This window comes from Pseudomonas sp. NPDC087817 (assembly GCF_044742875.1).
GTDB lineage: Bacteria > Pseudomonadota > Gammaproteobacteria > Pseudomonadales > Pseudomonadaceae > Aquipseudomonas.
Window position 1 is genome coordinate 22622 of sequence record NZ_JBIUVJ010000016.1, and the last position, 23429, is coordinate 46050.

Consider the following 23429-nt stretch of genomic DNA (forward strand, 5'->3'; position numbering starts at 1 on the left):
CAATAATTAAGTCCTGAATCTGATGCGCCAAGCGCACGGCAGCCAGGACACCGACCAGGATTCCTCCCATGCTCAGATGGTGCTCGCGTTCAATCTTCCTTCAAGTGGTTCTCGGACTGGTGCTCGGCATCGTCTGCGGGCTGACCCTTCCTGAATACTCGGCCCAGCTCAAACCGCTCGGCGACGGTTTCATCAAACTGATCAAGATGCTCATCGGCCTGATCGTGTTCTGCGTGGTGGTCAGCGGCATCAGTGGCGCGGGCGATCTGAAGAAGGTTGGCCGGATCGGTCTCAAATCGGTGATCTATTTTGAAGTGTTGACCACCATCGCGCTGGTGATCGGCCTGGTATTCGCCTTCAGCACCGGCATCGGCAGCGGCGCGAATATCCATCTGGAGCAGCTGTCCGCCGCCGACATGGGCGACATCGCCGAGCGCGGTCAACACATGCACACCACCACGCAGTTCCTGATGGATCTGATCCCGACTTCGGTGATCGGCGCATTTGCCGACAACAACATCCTGCAAGTGCTGCTGTTTTCGGTGCTGTTCGGCAGTGCGTTGAATCTGGTCGGTGAAGCGGCGTCGGGCATCTCGCGACTGATCAACGAACTGAGCCACGTGATCTTCCGGATCATGGGCATGATCGTGCGTCTGGCGCCAATCGGCGTATTCGGCGCCATCGCCTTCACCACCAGCAAATATGGCCTCGACTCGCTGCAACATCTGGGCAGTCTGGTCGGCCTGTTTTATCTGACCTGCATCGCGTTCGTCAGCGTGATTCTCGGTCTGGTGATGCGCGCCTCCGGCCTGCGCATGTGGCCGCTGCTTAAATATCTGCGCGAAGAATTGCTGATCGTCATGGGCACCGCGTCCTCCGATGCCGTGCTGCCGCAGATCATGCGCAAACTTGAACACTTGGGTATCGGCAGCTCGACCGTCGGCCTGGTGATCCCCACGGGCTACTCGTTCAACCTCGACGGTTTCTCGATCTACCTCACCCTGGCCATCGTGTTCATCGCCAACGCCACCGGCACGCCGCTGGCCATGACCGACCTGCTGACGATTCTGCTGGTGTCACTGATCACTTCCAAAGGCGCCCACGGGATTCCCGGTTCGGCGCTGGTGATTCTCGCGGCGACGCTGACGGCGATCCCGGCGATTCCGGTGGTCGGTCTGGTGCTGGTGCTGGCGGTGGACTGGTTCATGGGCATCGGCCGGGCACTGACTAACCTGATCGGCAACTGCGTCGCCACCGTGGCCATCGCCCGTTGGGAAAAAGACATCGACGTACAACGAGCCAACAAAGTACTGAGCGGCCAGCAGGGCTACACCTTTCAGCCGCGTAAAACAGCAACTCCGGCGCACCAGCAAGAGTTCTGATTTTCAACCCTGCCGGGATGGCCGCTGGCTGTGATCTTTTGATCTGGCTTGCGGCGTCTCTCGCAGGCACATGGAGCTAGACCAGTGATAACCACATCAACCGTCGTCAACTCAGTCGTAGAAAAACTCCGCGCGGCATTGGCCCGTGGTCAGTGGCGCTCCGGCGAGATGCTGCCGGGCCAGCGCGAACTGGCCGAACAACTGGGCATCAGCCGCCCAAGCCTGCGCGAAGCGGTGATCGTCCTGGAAACCCTCGGCCTCGTCCGCTCGATGCCGGGCAAAGGCGTGGTGGTGCTCGACGCGCAACTGAGCGACAGCCAAAGCCACGACAGCGCAGTGGCCGGCGCCAGCCTCGAAGACGTGCTGCAACTGCGTTACACCCTTGAACCGTTCATCGTCGGCCTGGTTGCACAGTCGATCAGCAGCAAGGAAGTCGGCCAGTTGCGCCTGACCTTGATGGACATGCGCGAAGCCCTCGACGCGGGCGATAGCGAAGCCGGGGTCAGCGCCTACATCGCGTTCCATGAGGAACTGTTCACCCTGACCTCGAACCCGATTTTCCAGAGCGTGGTGCAGCAGACCAGCAATGCCCTCAAGCAGAGCGCCGAAGTGCTGCGCAACTCCCCGGAACACCTCGCCGAACGCCTCGAAGAAAACGAAGCCGTAGTGCGTGCAATCCGCAGCAAGAACAGCGCCCAGGCCAGCGCCGAAATGCGCCGGCACATTCTGCGCGAAGGTCAGCGCATGGGCATCGAGCTGAACATTCCGGAAGACAACTTGAGCAACTGAATTTCTTCACACTGGAGACCGGCCATGAACAGTCTTGCCACGCCGTCGCACAACCGCCAGATGTCGACTGCCCTGCCCTTCTCCCGCCTGCGAGCGCCGGTGGAGGATCTGTATCCACGGCTGTTCGATGCAATTCTGGAACAACGTATCGCACCCGCCAGCCGCTTCACCGAAGAGAGCCTCAAGCAGATGTTCGGCGTCAGCCGCGCAGATGTGCGGCGGACGCTGACGCAGTTGGCACATGAGCACATCATCGTGCTGCGCGCCAATCATCGGCCACGCGTTGCCGAGCTGGACGCGGAGCACACAAGGCAGACGTTGCATGCCCGGCGACTTGCCGAAAGCACGCTGGTGCGGCTGGCTTGTCAGCGGCCGTCGGTTGAAGGGCTCAAGCGCCTGCGCGCCTTGATCGAACGTGAGCGTCAGGCCGTCGAGCAGGATCGGCGTGGCGCGGCCATTCGCTTGTCGGGGGAGTTTCATCTGCAATTGGCGCAGATGGCAGGAAATGCACCGTTGGCGCATTTTCTGCGAAGTCTGGTGCCGCTGACGTCGCTGGCAATTGCAAGGAGTTCGCGGAACACGCACAGCTGTTGCGCGTGGCAGGAGCATGTGGCGATTGTCGAGGCGGTGGAATGTGGCGATGCTGCCAAGGCCGGGTTGCTGATGAATCGGCATCTGGATCATCTGGAGCAAGCCCTGCTGAGTTCACCCCTTGGGCATTGTGTTGCCGGGTAAATCGCTATCGCTGGCAAGCCAGCTCCCACAGGGTTCGAGTCCACCGCTAGAACTGTGGGAGCGGGCTTGCCCGCGATGGCGTCATCACGGGCACCGAGCAGCCCTCAGCCCGCCGCTACCCGCGCAAACCCCGCCCGAATTTTCTCTTCCGGCAGATCATCGGCAATAAACACAATCACACTTTCCCGCACCTCACCCTCGGCCCACTCGGTATCCCAGTCGAAGCCGTACAACTTCAGAACGCCTTGGAACACCAGCCGCCGATCTTCCCCGGCAATGTTCAGCACGCCCTTGTAACGCAGCAATTGCTTGCCGTGCTCTTCCAGCAGTTCATTCATGAACTCGCTGAGCTGATCGATATCCAGCGGCTGATCGGTGCGCAGCACCAGGCTGGAGATGCGATCGATGGACGGTGCTTTGCTCACCGGCCGCAGGCTCAACCCGCCGCCAAGGTCGGCATTGAGATTGAAGCCGCGTACGTCGAGCAGTTCGGCCAGATCGATGTTGCCGTGCTGGACCACGCGGATCGGCGCGCGGCGGTTGATCCGGGTCAGACGCTCGCTCAACGCCGTGAATGCGGCTTCATCGACCAGATCGGTCTTGCTCACCAGCAAGCGGTCGGCGAAACCGATCTGGGCCTGGGCAATGGTCTGGGTCAGATGATGCTCGGCGTGCGCGGCATCGACCAGCGTGATGATGCCGTCGAGCAGATAACGCTCGCGCAGCTCTTCGTCGATGAAGAAGGTCTGCGCCACTGGCGCCGGATCGGCCAGCCCGGTGCATTCGATCACCAGGCGATCAAAGGCGATTTCGCCGCTGTCCAGCCGTTCGAGCAGCAAGTACAGGGCTTTGGTCAGATCGGTGTGGATGGTGCAGCAGACGCAGCCGTTGGCCAACGTCATGACTTGCACCGGCTCGTCGCCCAACAACTGGGTGTCGATACCGGCGTCGCTGAATTCGTTTTCGATCACGGCGATTTTCAGGCCGTGCTCGGCTTTCAATAGGTGGCGCAGCAAGGTGGTCTTGCCGGCGCCGAGGAAACCGCTGAGTACCGTTACAGGTATGGGAGAAGACAAAACACGATCTCCTTGAAGGAACACAAAACAAATGTGGGAGCGGGCTTGCTCGCGAAGAGGTCGTGTCAGTCGACATCATTGCTCGATGACACACCGCTTTCGCGAGCAAGCCCGCTCCCACAGGGGGATTGCATCAACCGAAGGCTGTCAGCTCAACAGCACTTCGGCCCACCCTTGCCACCGTAACGGGCTTCCTGACGTTCGCGAAAGAACATCTCATAGCTCATCACCGGTTTGTCCGGGTGCTTGGTTTGCATATGCTCGACGTAGGTGTCGTAGTCAGGCATGCCGACCATCAGGCGCGCGGCCTGACCGAGGTATTTACCGAGGCGACTCAGGTCATTGAACATGCTGCAATCCTCTGGTTACGCATCCGGCAGAGCCTGGAATGGCGATTCTTTATCCGTACGCTCTTTTTTGCCCCAGGCAGCGATGCCGACCTTGAGCGCATAGAACAGGATGCTGAACACCACAAACAGGAACAGCGCGGTCAGCGTTGCGTTGGTGTAAGCGTTGAAGATCACGTGCTGCATCTGCTCAACGCTTTTTGCCGGTGCCAACACCTGACCATTGGCCAGCGCATCGCTGTATTTCTTGGCCAGCGACAGGAAGCCGATCGCAGGGTTGGCGTCGAACAGTTTGATGAAGCCTGCAGTCGTGGTGCAGATCAGCAGCCAGGTGGCTGGCAGCAGAGTGACCCAAATGTAGCGCTGACGCTTCATTTTGATCAGGACCACGGTGCCGAGCATCAGCGCGATACCGGCGAGCATCTGGTTGGAGATACCGAACAGCGGCCACAGGGTGTTGATACCGCCCAGTGGGTCGATCACGCCTTGGTACAGCAGCCAGCCCCACATCGCCACACAACCGGCGGTGGCGATCAGGTTGGCGGTCCACGATTCGGTACGTTTCAGCGCCGGAACGAAAGAGCCGAGCAGATCCTGCAACATGAAACGCCCGGCACGGGTGCCGGCGTCTACCGCAGTCAGGATAAACAGCGCTTCGAACAGGATCGCGAAGTGGTACCAGAACGCCATGGTGTTTTCACCCGGCAGGACACTGTGCAGGATCTGCGCGATACCGACCGCCAGGGTCGGCGCACCACCGGCACGGGCCAGGATGGTGGTTTCACCGATGTCATGCGCCACGGCTTGCAGCGCTTCCGGCGTAATCGCAAAGCCCCAACTGGAGACCACTTGCGCAACAGACACCACATCACTGCCGACGACGGCGGCCGGGCTGTTCATGGCGAAGTACACGCCAGGCTCGATCACCGAGGCAGCGACCATGGCCATGATGGCGACGAACGACTCCATCAGCATGCCGCCGTAACCGATGTAACGGGCGTTGGTTTCGTTATCCAGCAGCTTCGGCGTGGTACCCGAAGAGATCAGCGCGTGGAACCCAGACACCGCACCGCAAGCGATGGTGATGAACAGGAACGGGAACAGGCCGCCCTTCCACACCGGACCGGTGCCGTCGACGAACTGGGTCAGCGCGGGCATTTTCAGTTCGGGCATGGTCACCAGAATACCGATCGCCAGAGCGATGATGGTGCCGATTTTCAGGAAGGTGGAGAGGTAGTCACGCGGCGCCAGAATCAGCCAGACCGGTAGCGACGCAGCGACGAAACCGTAGCCGACCAGCATCCAGGTAATTTGCACACCGGTGAAAGTGAAGGCCTTGGCCCACACCGGATCAGCGGCAATCTGCCCACCCAGCCAGATCGAACCCAGCAGCAGCAACACGCCGACCACGGAGATCTCGCCAATACGGCCCGGACGGATGTAGCGCATGTATATGCCCATGAACATCGCGATCGGGATGGTCGCCATCACGGTGAAGATGCCCCACGGGCTCTCGGCCAGTGCCTTGACCACGATCAGCGCCAGCACCGCGAGGATGATGATCATGATCAGGAAGCAGCCGAACAGGGCAATGGTGCCGGGGACCCGGCCCATTTCTTCACGCACCATGTCGCCCAGGGAACGGCCGTTGCGACGGGTAGACATGAACAGAACCATGAAGTCCTGCACCGCGCCCGCCAGCACCACGCCGGCAATCAGCCACAGCGTGCCGGGCAAGTAACCCATCTGCGCCGCCAGTACCGGGCCGACCAGAGGTCCCGCGCCAGCAATCGCTGCGAAGTGGTGACCGAAGAGAATGTGTTTGTTGGTCGGAACGTAGTCCAGACCGTCATTGTTGAGAACGGCGGGGGTGGCCCGACGCGGATCGAGTTGCATCACATTGTTTGCGATGAACAGGCTGTAGTAACGGTACGCAACCAGATAGATGGCCACGGCAGCGACCACAATCCACAAGGCGTTGATCGCCTCGCCTCGGCGCAATGCCACTACGCCCAGGGCGCACGCTCCTACGATTGCCAGCACTAGCCAGGGTAAGTGGCGTAGCAGGCTATTATTATTTTTCATTTTATTATTCCAGCCAGGGTGGACAAGAAAGACAGCCACCCCGAGTTTAGCGCTTACGGCGCCAAAGGCCATACCCCGACATTGGTCTAGACGCTTTACTGGTTGGCTCGCCCCCGCTTGCGGGGTCTATAGTCAGCAAACCTTCAGGAGGATTGCGCCATGAGCGAGCACCCTGCAAATCGTCGCCGCTTCAAACGAATTGCGTTCGATGCCAGAACCGAATTACGCCAGGGTGAATATATCTGGCAGGTGAAGCTGATCGATCTGTCACTCAAGGGACTGTTGATCGAGAAGCCAGAGCCATGGCTGGGCATTGCCGAGAATACTTTCCATGTCGACATCCATCTGAGCGAAGACGTCCATATCGAAATGGATGCGCAGCTTAAACACGATGATCACGGACAGCTCGGCTTCGTCTGCCAGCACATTTCTCTTGATTCGATTCAACGCTTGCGGCGGTTGATTGAACTCAATCTGGCTGACGAAGCCGAGCTGGAACGCGAACTGGGTGCCTTGATCGAAATCTAGTGCCAACACAAATCAATGCCCTGTGGCGGACTCTGTGGCGAGGGGATTTATCCCCGATGGTCGCGTAGCGGCCCCAAAAAATGGGCTGCTGCGCAGCCATCGGGGATAAATCCCCTCGCCACAGAATTCACCAGAAGACAGTTTTTTATTCGAAGAGCGCGTCGAGGGCTTGTTCGAGGCGGGTGACAGCGATGATCTGCAAGCCCGCAGGTGCTTCTTTTGGTGCATTGCCCTTGGGTACGATCGCCCGTTTGAAGCCATGCTTGGCTGCTTCTTTCAAACGCTCCTGACCGCTCGGCACCGGGCGCACCTCGCCGGACAAGCCGACTTCGCCAAACACCAGCAGATCATGGGGCAATGGCCGATTGCGCAGGCTCGACATCACGGCCGCCATCAACGCCAGGTCGGATGCGGTTTCCAGCACCTTCACCCCGCCGACCACATTGAGGAACACGTCCTGATCGTGGGTCGGAATGCCACCATGACGGTGTAAAACCGCGAGCAACATTGCCAGACGATTCTGATCCAGCCCCAGCGTCACCCGACGCGGGTTGGCCAAGTGGCTGTCATCGACCAGTGCCTGCACCTCCACCAGCATCGGTCGCGTGCCCTCCCACGTTGCCATCACCACGCTGCCCGGGACTTCTTCCTGAGCACGGGTAAGGAAAATTGCCGAAGGATTGGAGACCTCCTTCAGGCCTTTGTCCGTCATGCCGAACACACCCAGCTCGTTGACCGCACCGAAACGGTTTTTCACCGCCCGCAGCAAACGCAAACGCCCGTCGGATTCACCTTCGAAATACAGCACGGTATCGACCATATGTTCCAGCACGCGCGGGCCCGCCAGCGCGCCTTCCTTGGTGACGTGACCAACAAGGAAAATCGCTGTGCCGCTTTGCTTGGCATAACGCACCAGCAACGCCGCACTTTCGCGCACTTGGGAAACGCCGCCGGGCGCCGATTGCAGTTGTTCAGTGAAGATTGTCTGGATCGAGTCGATCACCATCACCTTGGGCTTTTCCTGACGGGCGGTGGCGATGATGGTTTCGATACAGGTCTCGGTCATCACCCGCAACTGGTCCTGCGGCAAGCCGAGGCGACGGGCGCGCATGGCCACCTGCTGTTGGGATTCCTCGCCGGTGACGTACAGCGCTGGCATGCTCTTGGCGAGATTGCACAGGGTCTGCAACAGGATCGTCGACTTGCCGATCCCCGGATCACCGCCGATCAGCACCACCGAACCATCCACCAGACCACCGCCGAGCACGCGATCGAGTTCACCGGACGCGGTGGAAAAACGTGGAATCTCCTCGACGCTGACTTCGGCCAGGGTCTTGATCTGCGCCTGTTGCCCGGCCCAACCGGTGCGGCCGGTGGGCGCGGTGGCGCCGCCGCTCTCGATCATGGTTTCAGTGAGGGTGTTCCAGGCACCGCACTCGCCACACTGGCCGGCCCACTTGGGAAAGGTTGCGCCGCACTCGGTGCAGCCGTACATGCGCTTGGCCTTGGCCATCAGAACCCCCGACAAAAACCGCGATGATAACGCACGTGCCGCCAATCAGCGCGGCGCAGCAGTACGGATTTCCCCGTTGGCCAGACGCGCGGCGCTGTTGCCCAGCGGATCTTGCGCATCCAGGTCGGCACCTTTGGCCTTGAGGGCGTCGAGCAACTCCAGTCGCTTGAACAGACCGGCATACATAGCGGCCGTCTGACCGGCAGCGTTACGTTGGTCGGGGCTGCAATCGGTGGCCATCAAGCGTCGGGCAATCTGTAACTCACCCTTGAAAATCGCGCCCATCAACGCCGTGTTACCGCGTTGATCCTGAGCACAGGCGTCGGCCCCGGCGGCGAGCAATCGTTCCACCGCTGGTGCCTGCCCGTGATACGCCGCCAGAATCAGCGCGGTGTAACCCTTGTCATCGCGAGTGTCGAGGGAGTAACCCGATTCGATAAAGGTCTCGAGCATCGGCACATCACCACGCCGGGCAGCGTCGAAATAGTAGTTTTGCAACTGAAGTCTGATAGCGTCGGGGCTCTGCGCATCAGGTGCCGCCCACGCGTTGAATGACAAACAACCGGCCAACATTAAAAGACAGATACGCATCAGCGATCTCCTTGAGTGAAACGGGGCCTGAGTCAGGCCCCGCATCGCATGAGCCTCGAATCAGTCGACCAGTTTGGCCGCCAGTGCCTTGACTCGGCTGAGGTCACCCTTGGCCACCTCGGTCACGCCGGTGCCATATTCCGGATCGGCCTTATAAAGGAAGGACAGGATGATGTGCTTGCTCTCGTCATCGGTGCTGGCCAGCGAGCCACCGAAGCTGTCGATCAGATCGCGGCGTTCCTTTTTGCTGAACGAGCGATACAGATCACCGGCCTGCTTGAAGTTCTGTTCACGCTGGATCTTCGCTTGCTGAGTGCTGCCCGACAGCGCCGACTGGCTGTAACGAGCGGTTTGCGTTTCTTCACGCGGTTGTACACGGCTCGGCTGATAGTTCACCCCGGAGCTGCTCGCGCCCACGTTCATCGCACCATCCTGATTGCCATTGTTCACCGCAACTTTCGGCGCATTGATCGGCAATTGCAGGGCGTTGGCGCCCAGGCGATACATTTGCGTATCGGCGTAAGAGAACACCCGACCTTGCAACAGACGGTCTTCCGAAGGCTCGATGCCTGGCACAACATTGGAAGGTGCCATCGCAACTTGCTCCGTCTCCTGAAAGACGTTTGCCGGATTACGGTTCAACACCATTTGTCCAACTTTTCGTTCTGGAATACCCGGCCAGATCTTTGTCGCATCCAGTGGATCAAAATCAAACTTGGACAAATCTTGTGGCTTCAGCACTTGAACGTACAAGTCCCATTTCGGGAAGTTACCCTTATTGATATTAGTGACCAAATCCGTCGTCATGTGACTGTAATCTTGCCCTTGAACCTTGACGACTTGTTTTGGCGTTAAGTTGTTAATTCCCTGCAAACTCTTCCAATGAAACTTCACATAGTGAATTTCGCCTTTGGCATTTACCAACTTGTAAGCATGTACACCATTGCCATCCATCTCTCGATAACTGGCTGGAGTTCCCGAATTGGAATACAACTCGGTCAGCGTACGCGTGGCTTCCGGTACGTGAGAGAAGAAGTCGAAGCGGCGCGAGTCGTCATCCAGGTTAGTGCGCGGGTCGGGTTTGAACGCATGCACCATGTCCGGGAACTTGATTGCATCACGAATAAAGAAGGTCGGAAAATTGTTGCCGACCAGGTCCCAGTTGCCATCGGCGGTGTAGAACTTGGTGGCGAAACCACGCGGGTCCCGCAGGGTTTCCGGAGAGTGGTTGCCATGCACCACGGCGGAAAACCGCACGAATACAGGCGTGCTCTGGCCAGCGGCGAAGACCTTGGCCTTGCTCAGGTCGCCAAGGTCATTGGTCACGGTGAAAGTGCCATGGGCGCCGGTGCCACGGGCGTGAACCACGCGCTCCGGGATGCGCTCGCGGTCGAAACGCTGCAGTTTCTGGATCAGTTGCACATCCTGCAGCAGCACCGGGCCATTGGCACCTGCGGTTTGCGAGTTCTGGTTGTCGCCAACAGCTGCACCGTTATCGCGGGTCAGGGGAGCGGCCTGCACGGAGAAGGTCAGCAGGCTGGCGGTGAGTAAGCCAATCGTACGGCGATGGGGAAAAGCCCCCAGTCCAAGAGCGGAATTCATATCAGGATCCTCTGGTTTTTTTGGGCGCATCCAGGTGCGCCACACCAAGGCTAGAGGCCTGTGCCGTCGAACATAAATAGAAAGAACGTAACCCCATGATTGAAAAATTTGGCTTTCCGATCAGCAGGTTACGGCGTATTTCGCGCGCGATTAGTGGCACTTTGCAAACTAATCGTCGATTAGTGTGTCGATAAAAACGGGCATTGTAAGAAGGTGTTTCGCGCAGGACGCGTTTTGCTGATTTACACTGCGTACACCAAAACTCATCTGTAACAAGGAAATAACCTATGGGCGTGCTTAGCGAGTTCAAGGCCTTCGCGGTCAAAGGCAATGTGGTCGACATGGCCGTCGGTATCATCATCGGTGCCGCGTTCGGCAAAATCGTTTCGTCCTTTGTCGGTGATGTGATCATGCCGCCAATCGGTCTGCTGATCGGCGGCGTCGACTTCAGCGATCTGGCCATTACGCTGAAAGCCGCCGAAGGCAATGCCCCTGCGGTGATGCTGGCTTACGGCAAGTTCATCCAGAGCATCCTTGATTTTGTGATCGTCGCTTTCGCGATCTTCATGGGCGTCAAAGCCATCAACCGCCTGAAACGCGAAGAAGCCGTGGCGCCTACCCTGCCACCGGTGCCAACCAAAGAAGAAGAATTGCTGGGCGAGATCCGCGATCTGCTCAAGGCCCAGAACACCCGGCCCTGAACCTTCCGCACGATAAAAAACGGCGCCTGTGGGCGCCGTTTGTTTACCAGTAGTTTTCTACCGCGACCTGGCCAGGCCTGCGGGTCAGGCTGAGGCTCATGTGGCGCTTTTTCAACAGCGCGCGAGTGTCGTCGATCATTTGCGGGTTACCGCACAACATGACACGCGAGTGTTCGGCAGTCAGCTCAACGCCTGCAGCACGCTCCAATTCACCGTTCTCGATCAGCGTGGTGATTCGGCCATGCAGCGCATCCGGGTGTTGCTCGCGGGTGACAGTGGCAATGAACTGCAGTTTGTGAATGTGCTCGGCGAGGTAATCACGCTGCGCCAGTTCGGCGATCAGTGTCTGGTAGGCAAGTTCGCGCGCCTCTCTGACGCTGTACACAAGGATGATGCGCTGGAATTTCTCCCACACCTCGAAGTCCTGCAGGATCGACAGGAAAGGCGCCACCCCTGTGCCTGTGGACAATAGCCATAAATCGCGACCGTCGACGAAACGATCAAGGGTCAGATAGCCGAACGCCTGGCGATCGACCAGCAGCGAGTCGCCAACCTCAAGCCGACTCAGCTCACTGGTGAACTCGCCCCCGGGCACCACAATGGAAAAGAACTCAAGAAACTCATCGAAGGGAGATGACACCATGGAGTAGGCACGCCACACGGTGCTGCCATCGGCCCTGGTCACGCCGAGTCGAGCGAACTGACCCGCCCGAAAACGAAATCCCGCGTCGCGGGTTGTACGCAAGGTGAACAGGCTGGGGGTCAAGGGTTGTATGGCCACGAGGGTCTGCCGGGTGAATTTCTCTGTACTGGCTGTCATAGGGCACTCCATTCAACGGTTGCCACCAGTTTCCCGCAAAGCCAGGCGCTTAAATACCACCGATTTGTAATGGCATTCAGCACGTATTTCGTGCTGGTAAATCCTGTACAAAACCATGACATTTATGACTAATAAGTAAAACTTTGTAAAAGATGTCACGCCCCATATAAAACAATATGTACTTAAGAACTAGTTATTCAGTTTTTACTCCATTCAAGTGCAAAAAAATCAAAACAATACGTAGGAAAGGTCCTACACTCGTTGGCGTGCGGATCCGGTTGGATCCAAAAAAGCACCCCAGTTATCGCATGGAGCTTTGGTAATGGAAACGTGGAAGGAGTCGCAGTTAAAGCAACTGACTTTCGCCAAAGGTATAGATTCGGCATATCCGATATTGCTCAGATTTGCCGAAAATCTGGGTTTTAACTTTTGTGCGATATCGGTTACTTCGCCCCGGCAGGTCACACAATTAAACGCCTTGCAAATCAACAACTACCCTCAAGACTGGAATCAAAAATATGAAAAAGACAACTTCAATCAAATTGATCCCGTAATAGCACACTGCAATCATTCAATGATCCCCATCGTCTGGAATGAAAAGGCATTCTCAAATGCCCCACAACTATGGCAAGGGTTGAAGCAACAGGGTCTGCAACATGGCTGGTCGCAATCGTTCCACCACGAGGAAAGCGGCTTGTGCTGCATTCTCAGCCTGGCACGCAGGCATTGCCCGATCAGCCCGCTGGAGTTGTATGAGCATTTTGGCTACATCTTTTACGCCGCCAGCCACCTCAGCGAATTGTTCGCCCGGACCTTACCCAAGCAACCTGCCAAACCCCGGCAGCCAAAACTTTCGTCACGAGAACTGGAAATCATGCAATTGTCCGCCGGCGGAAAGACGGCCTATGAGATCTCCAAGATCCTCAGCCTGAGCGAACGCACCGTGAACTACCACGTGCAAAACGTGATCGAGAAGCTCAACGTCTGCAACAAGATTTCCGCCGTCATCGCGGCTGCCAGAGCCGGAATCATCTGACCGATGTCTTGGTTGACGCCTGAAAACCTGCGGGTATTTCGCTGAAAAAAAACGTACCATTTGTGGCCTTCCTGAGTGATGGCGTGATTTCCCCACGCCGCAGTCCACTCGGTCGGTTCCGCCGCACAACACCAAGGCTGCGGGACACCCGTCGATTACCCTGAGTCCCCGTCCCATGCCTTTGCTCGATACGCCCTTTGCCCAACTCGACCTGATCCGCCAGCCCGAACAGCAGAACGAACCGCTGCAAGCTTTCGATGCCGCCGACGAATACCTGCTCAATCATCTGGCTGCGCAGCAACCGACGACCGACACGCGGGTATTGGTGCTCAACGACAGCTTCGGTGCGCTGGCCGCCAGTTTGCTGGGCAAGGTTGACGTCACCAGCAGCGGCGATTCGTTTCTGGGCTTTCAGGGGCTGGAAAAGAACCTGCTGCGCAATGGCCAGGCGTTCGACGCCATTCGCGGGATCCCGGCCAGCGAGCCGTTGCTCGGGCCGTTCGACCGCGTACTGATCCGCGTCCCGAAAACCCTCGCTTTGCTGGAAGAACAACTGATTCGGCTGCAAGGGCAGTTGGCGCCCGGCGCTGAAGTGATTGCGGCGGCGATGATCAAGCATTTACCGCGCGCCGCTGGCGATTTGCTGGAGCGCTATATCGGTCCGGTTCAGGCCTCACTGGCGGTGAAAAAAGCCCGCTTGCTGATTGCCACCCCAGAGGCGAAAGCCGCGGCGGTGTCGCCCTACCCGACCCGCTATCGCCTCGACACGCCAGCCATCGAACTGCTCAACCACGCCAATGTGTTCTGCCGCGAGGGACTGGACATCGGCACCCGCGCCTTTCTCCCGCATTTACCGAAGAACCTTGGCGGCGCACGAGTCGCCGACCTGGGCTGCGGCAATGGTGTACTGGCGATTGCCAGCGCCCTGCAAAATCCGGATGCGCAGTACACGCTGGTCGACGAATCATTCATGGCCGTGCAATCGGCTGCTGAAAACTGGCGTGCCGCGCTCGGTGATCGCGAAGTGATTGTGCGTGCCGGGGATGGTCTGGCCGGTCAGGAACCGCAATCGCTGGACGTGGTGCTGTGCAATCCGCCGTTCCATCAACAGCAAGTGGTCGGCGATTTCCTGGCCTGGCGCATGTTCCAGCAGGCGCGCGAAGCGCTGGTGGTGGGCGGTGCGTTGTATATCGTCGGCAACCGTCATCTGGGTTATCACAGCAAACTGGCTCGGCTGTTCCGGGGCGTCGAGCAAGTGGCGGCCACCCCGAAATTCGTGGTGCTCAAAGCGCGCAAGTAACCTGCGGGCAAAAAAAACCCTCCATGCGGAGGGTTTCAAATCCGTACCCGAAGGCGCCGGGGACGGGGTGATTCAATGAGTGGTCAAGCCTGCCGCATTCATGAACATGCGCATCAGGCTGGCGGCGATAAACAGCACGCCGACACTGCCTGCCCAGATCAACGCCAACCAGCCGAGCCGCTGCCACAGCGGTTTTTTTTCGGCTTGTTCAATGTCGTGCAGGGAATGTTTGCCGGTCATTGTTTCGATCCTCATTCAGAGCGGGCGTCGCAGCCGACGCCATCGTCGGAACGCCGCCCGGAGCAAGCCCGCTGCCACAGGTTCAGTGATAACCGTCTTCATGGGTGACCTTGCCGCGGAACACGTAGTAGCTCCAGAAGGTGTAACCCAGGATGAACGGAATGATGAATAACGTGCCCACCAGCATGAAGCCCTGGCTTTGCGGCGGCGCGGCAGCGTCCCAGATCGAGATCGACGGCGGCACGATGTTCGGCCACAGACTGATGCCCAGACCGCTGTAGCCGAGGAAAATCAGCACCAGGGTCAACAGGAACGGCATGTAGTTGGCATTGCGCGCGACGGCGCGAATCAGGCCATACATCGTCACCAATACCAGAATCGGCACCGGCATGAACCAGAACAGATTCGGCATGCTGAACCAGCGTGTGGCGATTTCCGGGTGCGCCAGCGGGGTCCACAGGCTGACCACACCGATCACCGCCAGCAGCACAAAGGCCAAGGGCCGCGCCAGATTGTGCATCTGCTCTTGCAGCTTGCCTTCGGTCTTCATGATCAGCCAGGTACAGCCGAGCAAGGCATACGCCACCACTAGCGCAGCGCCGCAGAACAGGGTGAACGGAGTCAGCCAGTCCAGCGAACCACCGGCGTATTGCCGATTGACCACCGGCAAACCGTCGATGAACGCGCCGAGGGCCACGCCCTGGAAGAACGTTGCGGCCACCGAACCGCCGATAAACGCCTTGTCCCACAGGTGACGCTTGTCGTCCTTGGCCTTGAAGCGGAACTCGAACGCCACGCCACGGAAAATCAAACCGATCAGCATGAAGATCAGCGGCAGGTACAACGCCGACAGCACCACCGAATACGCCAGTGGGAACGCACCGAACAAGGCCGCGCCGCCGAGTACCAGCCACGTTTCATTGCCGTCCCAGACCGGGGCGACGGTGTTCATCATTACGTCACGGTCAACCTTGCCCGGGATGAACGGGAAGAGAATCCCGATTCCCAGGTCGAAGCCGTCCATGACCACGTACATCATGATGCCGAAGATGATGATCACGGCCCAGATCAGCGGAAGATCAATACCCATGAGTCAAATCTCCTTGGTCAGGGTGACGTCGTCGCCGTGGTCGGCATCGGCCGAATCGTCGGCAGCGGACAACGGACGGGCCGGCGTGCGTTTTTTGCCCGGGCCACCTTCCGGCGTTCCTGCGCCTTCGCTGATCTTCGGCCCTTTGCGCACCAGACGCATCATGTAACCGAGGCCCGCACCGAACAGGGCGAAATACACCACTACAAACATGATCAGGGTGATGCTCATCTGCATGAAGCTATGGTTGGAGGAGGCATCCGCTGTACGCATCAACCCGTAGACCACCCACGGCTGACGACCGATTTCCGTGGTGAACCAGCCGGCAAGAATCGCGATCAGGCCGGACGGCCCCATCCAGAGCGCCAGGTACAGGAACGGACGCGAGGTGTAGAGGGTGTCGCGTTTACGCAGCCACAAACTCCACAGACCGGTGAAGATCATCAGGAAACCGAGGCCGACCATGATCCGGAACGACCAGAACACGATGGTCGAATTCGGCCGGTCTTCTGGCGGAAACTCCTTGAGCGCCGGTACCTGCTTGTCCAGTGAGTGGGTCAGGATCAGGCTGCCGAGATACGGAATTTCCACGGCGAATTTGGTTCTTTCCTCTTTCATGTCCGGCCAGCCGAACAGGATCAGCGGCGTCGCCTCGTCGCCCTTGTTTTCCCAGTGGCCTTCGATCGCGGCGATTTTCGCCGGTTGATGCTCGAGGGTATTGAGGCCGTGGAAGTCACCGATGACCGCTTGAATCGGCGCGACAATCAACGCCATCCACATCGCCATCGACAGCATGGTGCGGATCGCCGGGTTGTCCTTGCCGCGCAGCAGGTGCCAGGCCGCTGACGAACCGACGAAGAACGCCGTGGCGACAAACGCTGCAGTCGCCATGTGCATCAGACGATAGGGGAACGACGGGTTGAAGATGATAGCCAGCCAGTCGGTCGGAATCACTTGGCCGTTGATGATCTCGAAGCCCTGCGGGGTTTGCATCCAGCTGTTGGAGGCGAGAATCCAGAAGGTCGAAATCAGCGTGCCGATGGCCACCATCACCGTGGAGAAAAAGTGCAGGCCGCGCCCGACCTTGTTCCAGCCAAACAGCATGACCCCAAGGAAACCGGCCTCGAGGAAGAACGCCGTGAGCACTTCATAGGTCAGCAAAGGCCCGGTGACAGAACCGGCGAAGTCCGAGAATCGGCTCCAGTTGGTGCCGAACTGATAGGCCATGACCAACCCGGACACCACGCCCATGCCGAAGTTGACGGCGAAGATCTTCGACCAGAAGTGGTAGAGGTCACGGTAGGTGTCGTTTCGGGTTTTCAGCCACAGGCCTTCGAGTACCGCAAGGTAACTCGCCAGACCGATGGTGATGGCCGGGAACAGGATGTGGAACGAGATGGTGAACGCGAACTGAATTCGGGCGAGATCGAGTGCCTCTAAACCGAACATATGGCTTCCTCTGTCAGGTAATACCGGTTGCGGGCCCGGAGGCCTGCACCCACTGCCCCCACGGATATGGAGTGCGGCGAATTCTGATTCGTTCTTTTTAAACAACCATCGCAACGCAGGGAGTCTGGCCAACGGGCCACCGGATCAATTCCTTCTGGGGTCTTGATCTGGATCAAGCAACGTTGAAAGAGTAGTCCCATTTGCGACGAAGAACCGCGTGGTCGTTTGCCGCGTGACAAGTTGCCTCATTGCAGCTGCAAGGCTCTGAAATACATTTGTCAGATGAATGAAGTCCCCTGTGGCAAGGGAATTCATCCCCGATCGGCTGCGCAGCAGTCGCAAATCCGACCCCGTTATTCATCTGAAAGAGCTGAGTTGAATGCTATCGGGGCCGCTTCGCGGCCCATCGGGGATAAATCCCCTCACCACAAGGGAAATCTCACAGGCAGGAAAAATCGATGTCTGGCTAACTAAATTTTTTGTCATAGCAACTTCCTGTTACAGACTGGTGATAACCTCGCGATTCTCCCCCGAGCCAGACCTGCCTTCAGATGCCCAGCCAAGAGCCTTTGCTGTTACGTCACCATCGCCCCTTCCTTGCGTTCTGGTTCGCCCGGATCTTCACCGCCAGCGGTTTTCAGATGCTCACCGTGGCGATTGGCTGGAACCTCTACCAACTGACCGGCAACGTGCTCGACCTGGGTCTGGTCGGCTTGGTGGAATTCGCCCCGCGTGTGCTGTTCATGCTGCACACCGGTCATGTCGCCGACCGCTACGACCGACGCAAAGTCGCAGCAATCTGTCAGTCATTGCAGGCATTGATCGCGCTGGCACTGGCTATTGGCAGTGCCACCGATCACGTCACCCGGGAAATGATCTTCATCCTCGCTTTCCTGCTCGGTGCGGCGCGGTCGTTCGAAATGCCCACCACTCAAGCGCTGCTGCCAAGCATTGTGCCCACTGCGCTGTTCCCGCGAGCTGTCGCGGCAGCGCAATCGGCACAACAATCGGCGACCATCGTGGCGCCAGCCATCGGCGGGTTGCTTTACGCATTCGGCAGCGTCTGGGTCTATGGCCCGACGGTGCTTCTCTATGTGATTGCCTGCTCGCTGATGCTCAACCTGCCGGCGCGGCAGACACCTTTGAACAAAGGCAAAGCCACGCTGGATTCTTTACTGGCAGGGATCCGCTTCATTCGCAGCCGCCCGGACATCCTCGGCGCGATCTCGCTGGACCTGTTCGCGGTGCTGCTCGGTGGCGCAACGGCGCTGCTGCCGGTATTCGCCAAAGATATTCTGCTGACGGGCCCCTGGGGCCTGGGCCTGCTGCGCTCGGCACCGGCTGTGGGGGCATTGGGAATGTCACTGTTTCTGGCGCGGTTTGCCGTGGAGCGCAACGTCGGCCGGGTGATGTTCACCGCAGTCGGCATCTTTGGCGTCGCAACGATTGCCTTCGGCCTGTCGACCTCGTTCTGGTTCTCGCTGGCGGTGCTGGTGGTGCTCGGCGCGGCGGACATGATCAGCATGGTGATCCGCGCCTCCTTCGTACAACTGGAAACCCCGGACGAAATGCGCGGCCGGGTCAGCGCGGTCAACGGCTTGTTCATCGGCGCCTCGAACCAGTTGGGCGAATTCGAATCCGGCCTTACCGCCCACTGGTTCGGCACCGTACCGGCGGTGGTCATGGGCGGCATCGGTACGCTGGTGGTAACAGGGACGTGGATCAAGTTGTTCCCGACGCTGGCCAGACGAGACCGAATGACAGAGTTGGTCGAAGAGGCGAAGGCTTAGTTTTCGTTTACCGATACAGCACACCAACACAAATTAATCGAAAAGGTGCGGCACATAGATACCGCATCGAGTGTAATGTATCGCCTTACACTCGCTGGCATGATCAAATCCTTTCAGCACAAAGGCCTTCGTGGCTTCTATGAAACAGGTTCGACTCGCGGAATTCGCGCCGATCACGCAAAACGGTTAGCGCGCATGCTGCAATTCATGGATCGCGCAGCGCTCCCCGCAGATCTTGATCTTCCAGGCTGGCGTTGCATCCACTGAAGGGGGAGCTGTCGACATACTGGTCGCTCAGTGTTTCAGGCAACTGGCGGGTTATCTTTCGTTTTGTCGGTTCGGACATCGAACTGGTCGATTATCTGGACTACCACTGACAGGAGGCAGGCTCATGCCCATGCACAACCCGCCACACCCCGGTGAAACACTGCTGCTGGATGTCTTGCCCGAGCTTGGCATCAGCGTGACCGAACTGGCACGGCACCTCGGCTTCGCTCGCCCGCATCTTTCCCGTGTATTGCATGGGCATGCGCCGATCAGCCCGGATCTGGCCGTGCGGCTGGAGCGAGCAGGCATAGGCAAGGCACGCGTTTGGTTAGGTGTTCAAACCGACTACGATCTGTGGCAAGCGGAACATCGGGAGCAACCGGCGATTGAACCTATCGCCGCGCACGCCTGAACCCTTCAAACCCGCAACTCCCCCGCCACTTTCGCCCGCAAGGCCTTGCCGCCAAGTTGCTCCACCAGCGCCAGCGCAAACGCCAGTGCGGCGCCTGAGCCTTGGGCGGTGATGCAGTTGCCGTCGACCACCACCGGTTGATCAACAAACGTACAACCGGAGAGTTGATGGCTGGCACTCGGCAGGCAGGTCATGCGCCGCTGGCGCAATACGCCGAAGGCTTGCAGGGCGAGCGCGGGGGCTTCGGCGATGGCGGCGAACAGGCGTCCGGCGCTGGCCTGGTCCTTGAGCAGTTGTTGCAGAGGTTGATGCGCCGCCAGGTGTTGTGAACCGACAGCCCCGCCGGGCAGGACGATCAGGTCGAAGGTTTGCGCCAGCACATCGACCAGCATGCCGTCGGCGGTCAAGCGAGTACCGCGTGCGCAGGTCAGCATGCGGCGTCCTTCAATACTCGCCGCCACCACTTCGATGCCGGCGCGGCGCAACACATCGATCAGGGTCACGCTTTGCAGATCATCGATGCCCTCGGCGAGGGTAATCAGGGCTCTAAAGGTCATGGGCGATTTCCGCTGGTTGATCTTTAAAGCGTAGTCAGCTTTGCCCGCGACCGTTCGGGTACAGCCGTTACTTGATGTAAAGCTGCGTCGACAGGGTGTTGCGCGGGGCGTTGATCGAGGTGTTGCTGAAGCTGAAAGTCCCTTCCTGCTTGCCTGCCATATCGAAGGTATAGAGGGAGCCAACGGTTTTGCTGCCGGGTGTGCATTCGGTCAGGTTGCCGTTATCGAAGGCGCACACCGGGGAGCGCGTGCCATTCACTTCGAAGCCGTCCAGCGTGGCGTGCGGCTGGCTCTGGCCATAGCCGACTTCCAGCACGTAGACCTTGATGCTCGGTCCGCTGTGATTGCACTGGGTTTGCGCCTGGTTATCAGCAATGTCTTCCAGACCACAGGCCGACGATTGCACCTTGATCACCTTCACCTCGGTCAATGGTGGCGCCGATGCCGCGAACGCAGCAGAGGCTCCCGTCATCAGCCCTGCGATCAATCCGAAAGCCGTCATCCAGCGATTGCTCATGCGTTGCCCATCCTGAAAAAAACTGCGCGCAGTATGGCGCAGTTGGCCGCAGTGCAAAACTTCGACGACGATCGACACCAACAACCGCCATATTCCTCACGCTGCTGGTATGATGCGCGGCTTTTTCCGGCCCACCACAATTTTCCAGGCGCTTGCGACGGTCTGTGCTTTGCTGTTGAGGTCGATACATTCACGGCGCCACGCGCGCCACGGGGAGCAGACATGCTGGAAAGGCTGTTTCAACTCAAGGCACATAACACCAACGTGCGCACCGAGATTCTCGCGGGCATCACGACTTTCCTGGCCATGGCCTACATTCTGTTCGTCAACCCGAGCATTCTCGGCGAGACCGGCATGGACAAGGGCGCGGTGTTCGTCGCCACCTGTCTGGCAGCCGCCATCGGCTCCACGGTCATGGGCCTGATCGCCAACTACCCGATTGCCCTCGCACCGGGCATGGGCCTGAACGCCTTCTTCACTTACACCGTCGTCCTGCACATGGGCCACACCTGGCAAGTGGCGCTGGGCGCGGTGTTCATCTCGGCCGTATGCTTCTTCCTGCTGTCGATCTTCCGCATCCGTGAGTGGATCATCAACAGCATCCCGTTGCCGCTGCGCTCGGCGATTGCCGCCGGTATCGGCCTGTTCCTGGCGCTGATCGCCCTGCACAACGCCGACATCGTGGTGAGCAACCCGGCGACCATGGTCGGCCTCGGTGACCTGAAAGCGCCGGCACCGATCCTCGCCACCCTCGGTTTCGCCCTGATCGTCGCCCTCGAAGCGCTGAAAGTGCGCGGTGCAGTGCTGATCGGCATTCTGGCGGTGACCATCACGTCCATCGCCTTCGGCTTTACGCCGTTCAATGGCGTGACCTCGATGCCACCTTCGCTGGCCCCGACATTCCTGCAACTGGACATCAAAGGCGCGCTGGACATCGGTCTGGTCAGCGTGATCTTCGCTTTCCTGTTCGTCGACCTGTTCGACAACTCCGGCACCCTGATCGGCGTTGCCAAGCGCGCCGGCCTGATGGGCAAAGATGGCCACATGCCGAAAATGGGGCGCGCCCTGATCGCCGACAGCACGGCCGCCATGGCCGGTTCGCTGCTGGGCACCTCGACCACCACCAGCTACATCGAATCCGCTGCCGGCGTGAGTGCTGGCGGCCGTACCGGGCTGACCGCTGTTGTCGTGGCGATTCTGTTCCTGCTGGCGTTGTTCTTCTCGCCACTGGCGGCCAGCGTTCCGGCTTTCGCCACCGCACCGGCGTTGCTGTTCGTCGCTGTATTGATGATGTCGGGCCTGGCAGAAATAGAATGGGACGACATCACCGTCGCCGCACCGGTCGTGGTCACCGCGCTGGCCATGCCGTTCACTTACTCGATCGCCAACGGCATCGCGTTCGGTTTCATCTCCTGGACCGTGATCAAGTTGCTGTCGGGCCGCGCCCGTGAGCTGAACCCGGCGCTGGTGATCCTGTCGATTCTGTTTGTGATCAAGTTGGGTTGGTTCAACGCATGACTTTCGATTCCCAGGCCTACGCCGCACAGCTAGAAGACAAGGTCACGCGTTTGCGTGACCTGCTGGCCCCGTTCGATGCGCCAAAGCCGACCGTGTTCGACTCGCCGCTGCAGAACTTCCGTCTGCGTGCCGAATTCCGCCTGTGGCGCGAGGCCGGCGAGCGGCATTACGCGATGTTCTCGCAGGACGACAAACGCACGCCGATCCTCATCGAAGAATTTCCGATTGCCAGCCTGCGCATCAATCAACTGATGCCGCAGCTCAAGGCAGCGTGGCAAGCCAGTTCGGCGTTGAGCCACAAGCTGTTTCAGGTCGAGTTTCTGACCACGCTGGCCGGCGATGCGATGATCACCCTGTGCTATCACCGCCCGCTGGACGAGCACTGGCATGCAGCGGCGACGAAGCTTGCGGCGGATCTCGGCGTCAGCATCATCGGACGCTCGAAGGGCAAACGCGAAGTGCTCGGCCTTGATTACGTGGTCGAGAAACTCGAAGTCGGCGGTCGCACCTTCAGCTACCGCCAGCCGGAAGGCGCGTTCACCCAGCCCAACGGCACCGTGAACCAGAAGATGTTGAACTGGGCTTACGAAGCACTGGGCGATCGCCCTGACGATCTGCTGGAGCTGTACTGCGGCAACGGCAACTTCACCCTGCCGCTCGCCACCCGCGTGCGCAAAGTGCTGGCCACCGAGATCAGCAAGACCTCGGTTAATGCCGCATTGAGCAACCTCAGCGAAAACGCTGTGGATAACGTCACGCTGGTGCGTTTGTCCGCCGAAGAGCTGACCGAAGCGCTCAACGAAGTGCGTCCGTTCCGTCGCCTGCACGGCATCGACCTGAAGAGCTACGAGTTCGGCAGCGTGTTCGTCGACCCGCCACGCGCCGGCATGGACCCGGACACCTGCGAGCTGACCCGGCGTTTCGACAACATCCTGTACATCTCCTGCAACCCGGAAACCCTGGCGGCCAACATCGCCCAATTGCACGATACGCACCGCATCACCCGCTGCGCATTGTTCGATCAGTTCCCGTGGACGCATCACATGGAATCAGGCGTGTTGCTGACCCGGCGTTGAGTGCAGAG

23 protein-coding genes and 1 pseudogene are annotated in these 23429 nt (G+C 59.1%); 12 read left to right on the forward strand and 12 right to left on the reverse strand.

The features are described 5' to 3' along the window. Positions 1–68: 68 nt before the first annotated feature. The 3 genes from ACIONG_RS13725 (at position 69) to ACIONG_RS13735 (ending at position 2906) form a co-directional block, all read left to right on the forward strand. Positions 69–1382, forward strand: a complete 1314-nt coding sequence (locus ACIONG_RS13725; protein ID WP_401300133.1) for a C4-dicarboxylate transporter DctA — start codon at positions 69–71, stop codon at positions 1380–1382. A gap of 84 nt (positions 1383–1466) precedes the next feature. Further along, a complete protein-coding gene (locus tag ACIONG_RS13730; protein ID WP_401300136.1) occupies positions 1467–2171 on the forward strand; it encodes a FadR/GntR family transcriptional regulator in 705 nt (234 codons plus the stop codon). 24 nt (positions 2172–2195) lie between these two features. Beyond that, positions 2196–2906: a GntR family transcriptional regulator gene (locus ACIONG_RS13735; RefSeq protein ID WP_401300139.1), complete on the forward strand. Its 711-nt coding sequence runs from the start codon at positions 2196–2198 to the stop codon at positions 2904–2906. Positions 2907–3010: 104 nt separating this feature from the next. On the opposite strand, the gene yjiA is transcribed toward ACIONG_RS13735, so the two are convergent. From yjiA to ACIONG_RS13750, 3 genes are all read right to left on the reverse strand, one after another. Then, entirely contained in the window at positions 3011–3982 is a 972-nt protein-coding gene (gene yjiA / locus ACIONG_RS13740; RefSeq protein WP_103303618.1) for a GTPase, read from the reverse strand. A 152-nt stretch (positions 3983–4134) separates the two neighbouring features. Next, complete coding sequence (locus tag ACIONG_RS13745) at positions 4135–4332, reverse strand: YbdD/YjiX family protein (RefSeq protein WP_003228401.1); 198 nt, start codon at positions 4330–4332, stop codon at positions 4135–4137. A gap of 15 nt (positions 4333–4347) precedes the next feature. Further along, positions 4348–6414 (reverse strand): carbon starvation CstA family protein, encoded by a 2067-nt coding sequence (locus ACIONG_RS13750; RefSeq protein WP_103303619.1) that lies wholly within the window; start codon positions 6412–6414, stop codon positions 4348–4350. A gap of 159 nt (positions 6415–6573) precedes the next feature. On the opposite strand from ACIONG_RS13750, the gene ACIONG_RS13755 reads away from it, so the two are divergent. Further along, positions 6574–6942 (forward strand): PilZ domain-containing protein, encoded by a 369-nt coding sequence (locus ACIONG_RS13755; RefSeq protein ID WP_103303620.1) that lies wholly within the window; start codon positions 6574–6576, stop codon positions 6940–6942. Between the two features lie 145 nt (positions 6943–7087). Here the strand turns inward: ACIONG_RS13755 and radA are convergent, their stop codons facing one another. From radA to katB, 3 genes are read right to left on the reverse strand one after another with little or no spacing between them, the layout of a single operon-like run. Then, positions 7088–8455: a DNA repair protein RadA gene (gene radA / locus ACIONG_RS13760; protein WP_315446307.1), complete on the reverse strand. Its 1368-nt coding sequence runs from the start codon at positions 8453–8455 to the stop codon at positions 7088–7090. A gap of 45 nt (positions 8456–8500) precedes the next feature. After that, complete coding sequence (locus tag ACIONG_RS13765) at positions 8501–9046, reverse strand: ankyrin repeat domain-containing protein (protein ID WP_103303622.1); 546 nt, start codon at positions 9044–9046, stop codon at positions 8501–8503. 60 nt (positions 9047–9106) lie between these two features. Further along, complete coding sequence (katB, locus tag ACIONG_RS13770) at positions 9107–10648, reverse strand: catalase KatB (RefSeq protein WP_401300145.1); 1542 nt, start codon at positions 10646–10648, stop codon at positions 9107–9109. A gap of 287 nt (positions 10649–10935) precedes the next feature. On the opposite strand from katB, the gene mscL reads away from it, so the two are divergent. Beyond that, positions 10936–11349, forward strand: a complete 414-nt coding sequence (gene mscL / locus ACIONG_RS13775) for a large-conductance mechanosensitive channel protein MscL (RefSeq protein ID WP_103303624.1) — start codon at positions 10936–10938, stop codon at positions 11347–11349. A 43-nt stretch (positions 11350–11392) separates the two neighbouring features. Here mscL and ACIONG_RS13780 read toward each other — a convergent pair whose 3' ends face one another. Then, complete coding sequence (locus tag ACIONG_RS13780) at positions 11393–12169, reverse strand: ferredoxin--NADP reductase (protein WP_103303625.1); 777 nt, start codon at positions 12167–12169, stop codon at positions 11393–11395. A gap of 322 nt (positions 12170–12491) precedes the next feature. On the opposite strand from ACIONG_RS13780, the gene ACIONG_RS13785 reads away from it, so the two are divergent. Continuing rightward, on the forward strand, positions 12492–13205 hold the full coding sequence (locus ACIONG_RS13785) for an autoinducer binding domain-containing protein (RefSeq protein ID WP_213026639.1): 714 nt from the start codon (positions 12492–12494) through the stop codon (positions 13203–13205). Between the two features lie 175 nt (positions 13206–13380). Next, entirely contained in the window at positions 13381–14505 is a 1125-nt protein-coding gene (locus ACIONG_RS13790) for a class I SAM-dependent methyltransferase (protein ID WP_103303627.1), read from the forward strand. 72 nt (positions 14506–14577) lie between these two features. Here the strand turns inward: ACIONG_RS13790 and ACIONG_RS13795 are convergent, their stop codons facing one another. The 3 genes from ACIONG_RS13795 to ACIONG_RS13805 all read right to left on the reverse strand — a co-directional run bounded on the left by ACIONG_RS13795 (position 14578) and on the right by ACIONG_RS13805 (position 17284). Next, on the reverse strand, positions 14578–14745 hold the full coding sequence (locus ACIONG_RS13795; RefSeq protein WP_186614035.1) for a DUF2474 domain-containing protein: 168 nt from the start codon (positions 14743–14745) through the stop codon (positions 14578–14580). An 82-nt stretch (positions 14746–14827) separates the two neighbouring features. Next, complete coding sequence (gene cydB / locus ACIONG_RS13800) at positions 14828–15835, reverse strand: cytochrome d ubiquinol oxidase subunit II (RefSeq protein WP_103303629.1); 1008 nt, start codon at positions 15833–15835, stop codon at positions 14828–14830. A gap of 3 nt (positions 15836–15838) precedes the next feature. Further along, positions 15839–17284: a cytochrome ubiquinol oxidase subunit I gene (locus tag ACIONG_RS13805; protein ID WP_401300152.1), complete on the reverse strand. Its 1446-nt coding sequence runs from the start codon at positions 17282–17284 to the stop codon at positions 15839–15841. Positions 17285–17835: 551 nt separating this feature from the next. Between ACIONG_RS13805 and ACIONG_RS13810 the strand changes: the two genes are divergently transcribed. From ACIONG_RS13810 to ACIONG_RS13820, 3 genes and pseudogenes are all read left to right on the forward strand, one after another. After that, positions 17836–19074, forward strand: a complete 1239-nt coding sequence (locus ACIONG_RS13810; protein WP_315446304.1) for an MFS transporter — start codon at positions 17836–17838, stop codon at positions 19072–19074. 99 nt (positions 19075–19173) lie between these two features. Next, positions 19174–19451, forward strand: a pseudogene (locus ACIONG_RS13815) (type II toxin-antitoxin system RelE/ParE family toxin). A gap of 14 nt (positions 19452–19465) precedes the next feature. Then, on the forward strand, positions 19466–19753 hold the full coding sequence (locus ACIONG_RS13820; protein ID WP_103303633.1) for a HigA family addiction module antitoxin: 288 nt from the start codon (positions 19466–19468) through the stop codon (positions 19751–19753). Between the two features lie 5 nt (positions 19754–19758). Here the strand turns inward: ACIONG_RS13820 and ACIONG_RS13825 are convergent, their stop codons facing one another. Both ACIONG_RS13825 and ACIONG_RS13830 read right to left on the reverse strand, forming a co-directional pair. Then, the gene (locus ACIONG_RS13825) at positions 19759–20310 is read right to left on the reverse strand and encodes a DJ-1 family glyoxalase III (protein WP_401300156.1); all 552 of its coding nucleotides are present in this window, start codon (positions 20308–20310) and stop codon (positions 19759–19761) included. Between the two features lie 67 nt (positions 20311–20377). Continuing rightward, positions 20378–20827, reverse strand: coding sequence for a DUF4879 domain-containing protein (locus ACIONG_RS13830; protein ID WP_401300159.1), 450 nt, complete (start codon positions 20825–20827; stop codon positions 20378–20380). Between the two features lie 222 nt (positions 20828–21049). Between ACIONG_RS13830 and ACIONG_RS13835 the strand changes: the two genes are divergently transcribed. After that, complete coding sequence (locus tag ACIONG_RS13835) at positions 21050–22345, forward strand: NCS2 family permease (protein WP_103303635.1); 1296 nt, start codon at positions 21050–21052, stop codon at positions 22343–22345. Next, entirely contained in the window at positions 22342–23421 is a 1080-nt protein-coding gene (trmA, locus tag ACIONG_RS13840; RefSeq protein WP_401300161.1) for a tRNA (uridine(54)-C5)-methyltransferase TrmA, read from the forward strand. Before ACIONG_RS13835 ends, trmA begins: the two co-directional genes overlap by 4 nt. The last annotated feature ends 8 nt before the right edge of the window (positions 23422–23429 follow it).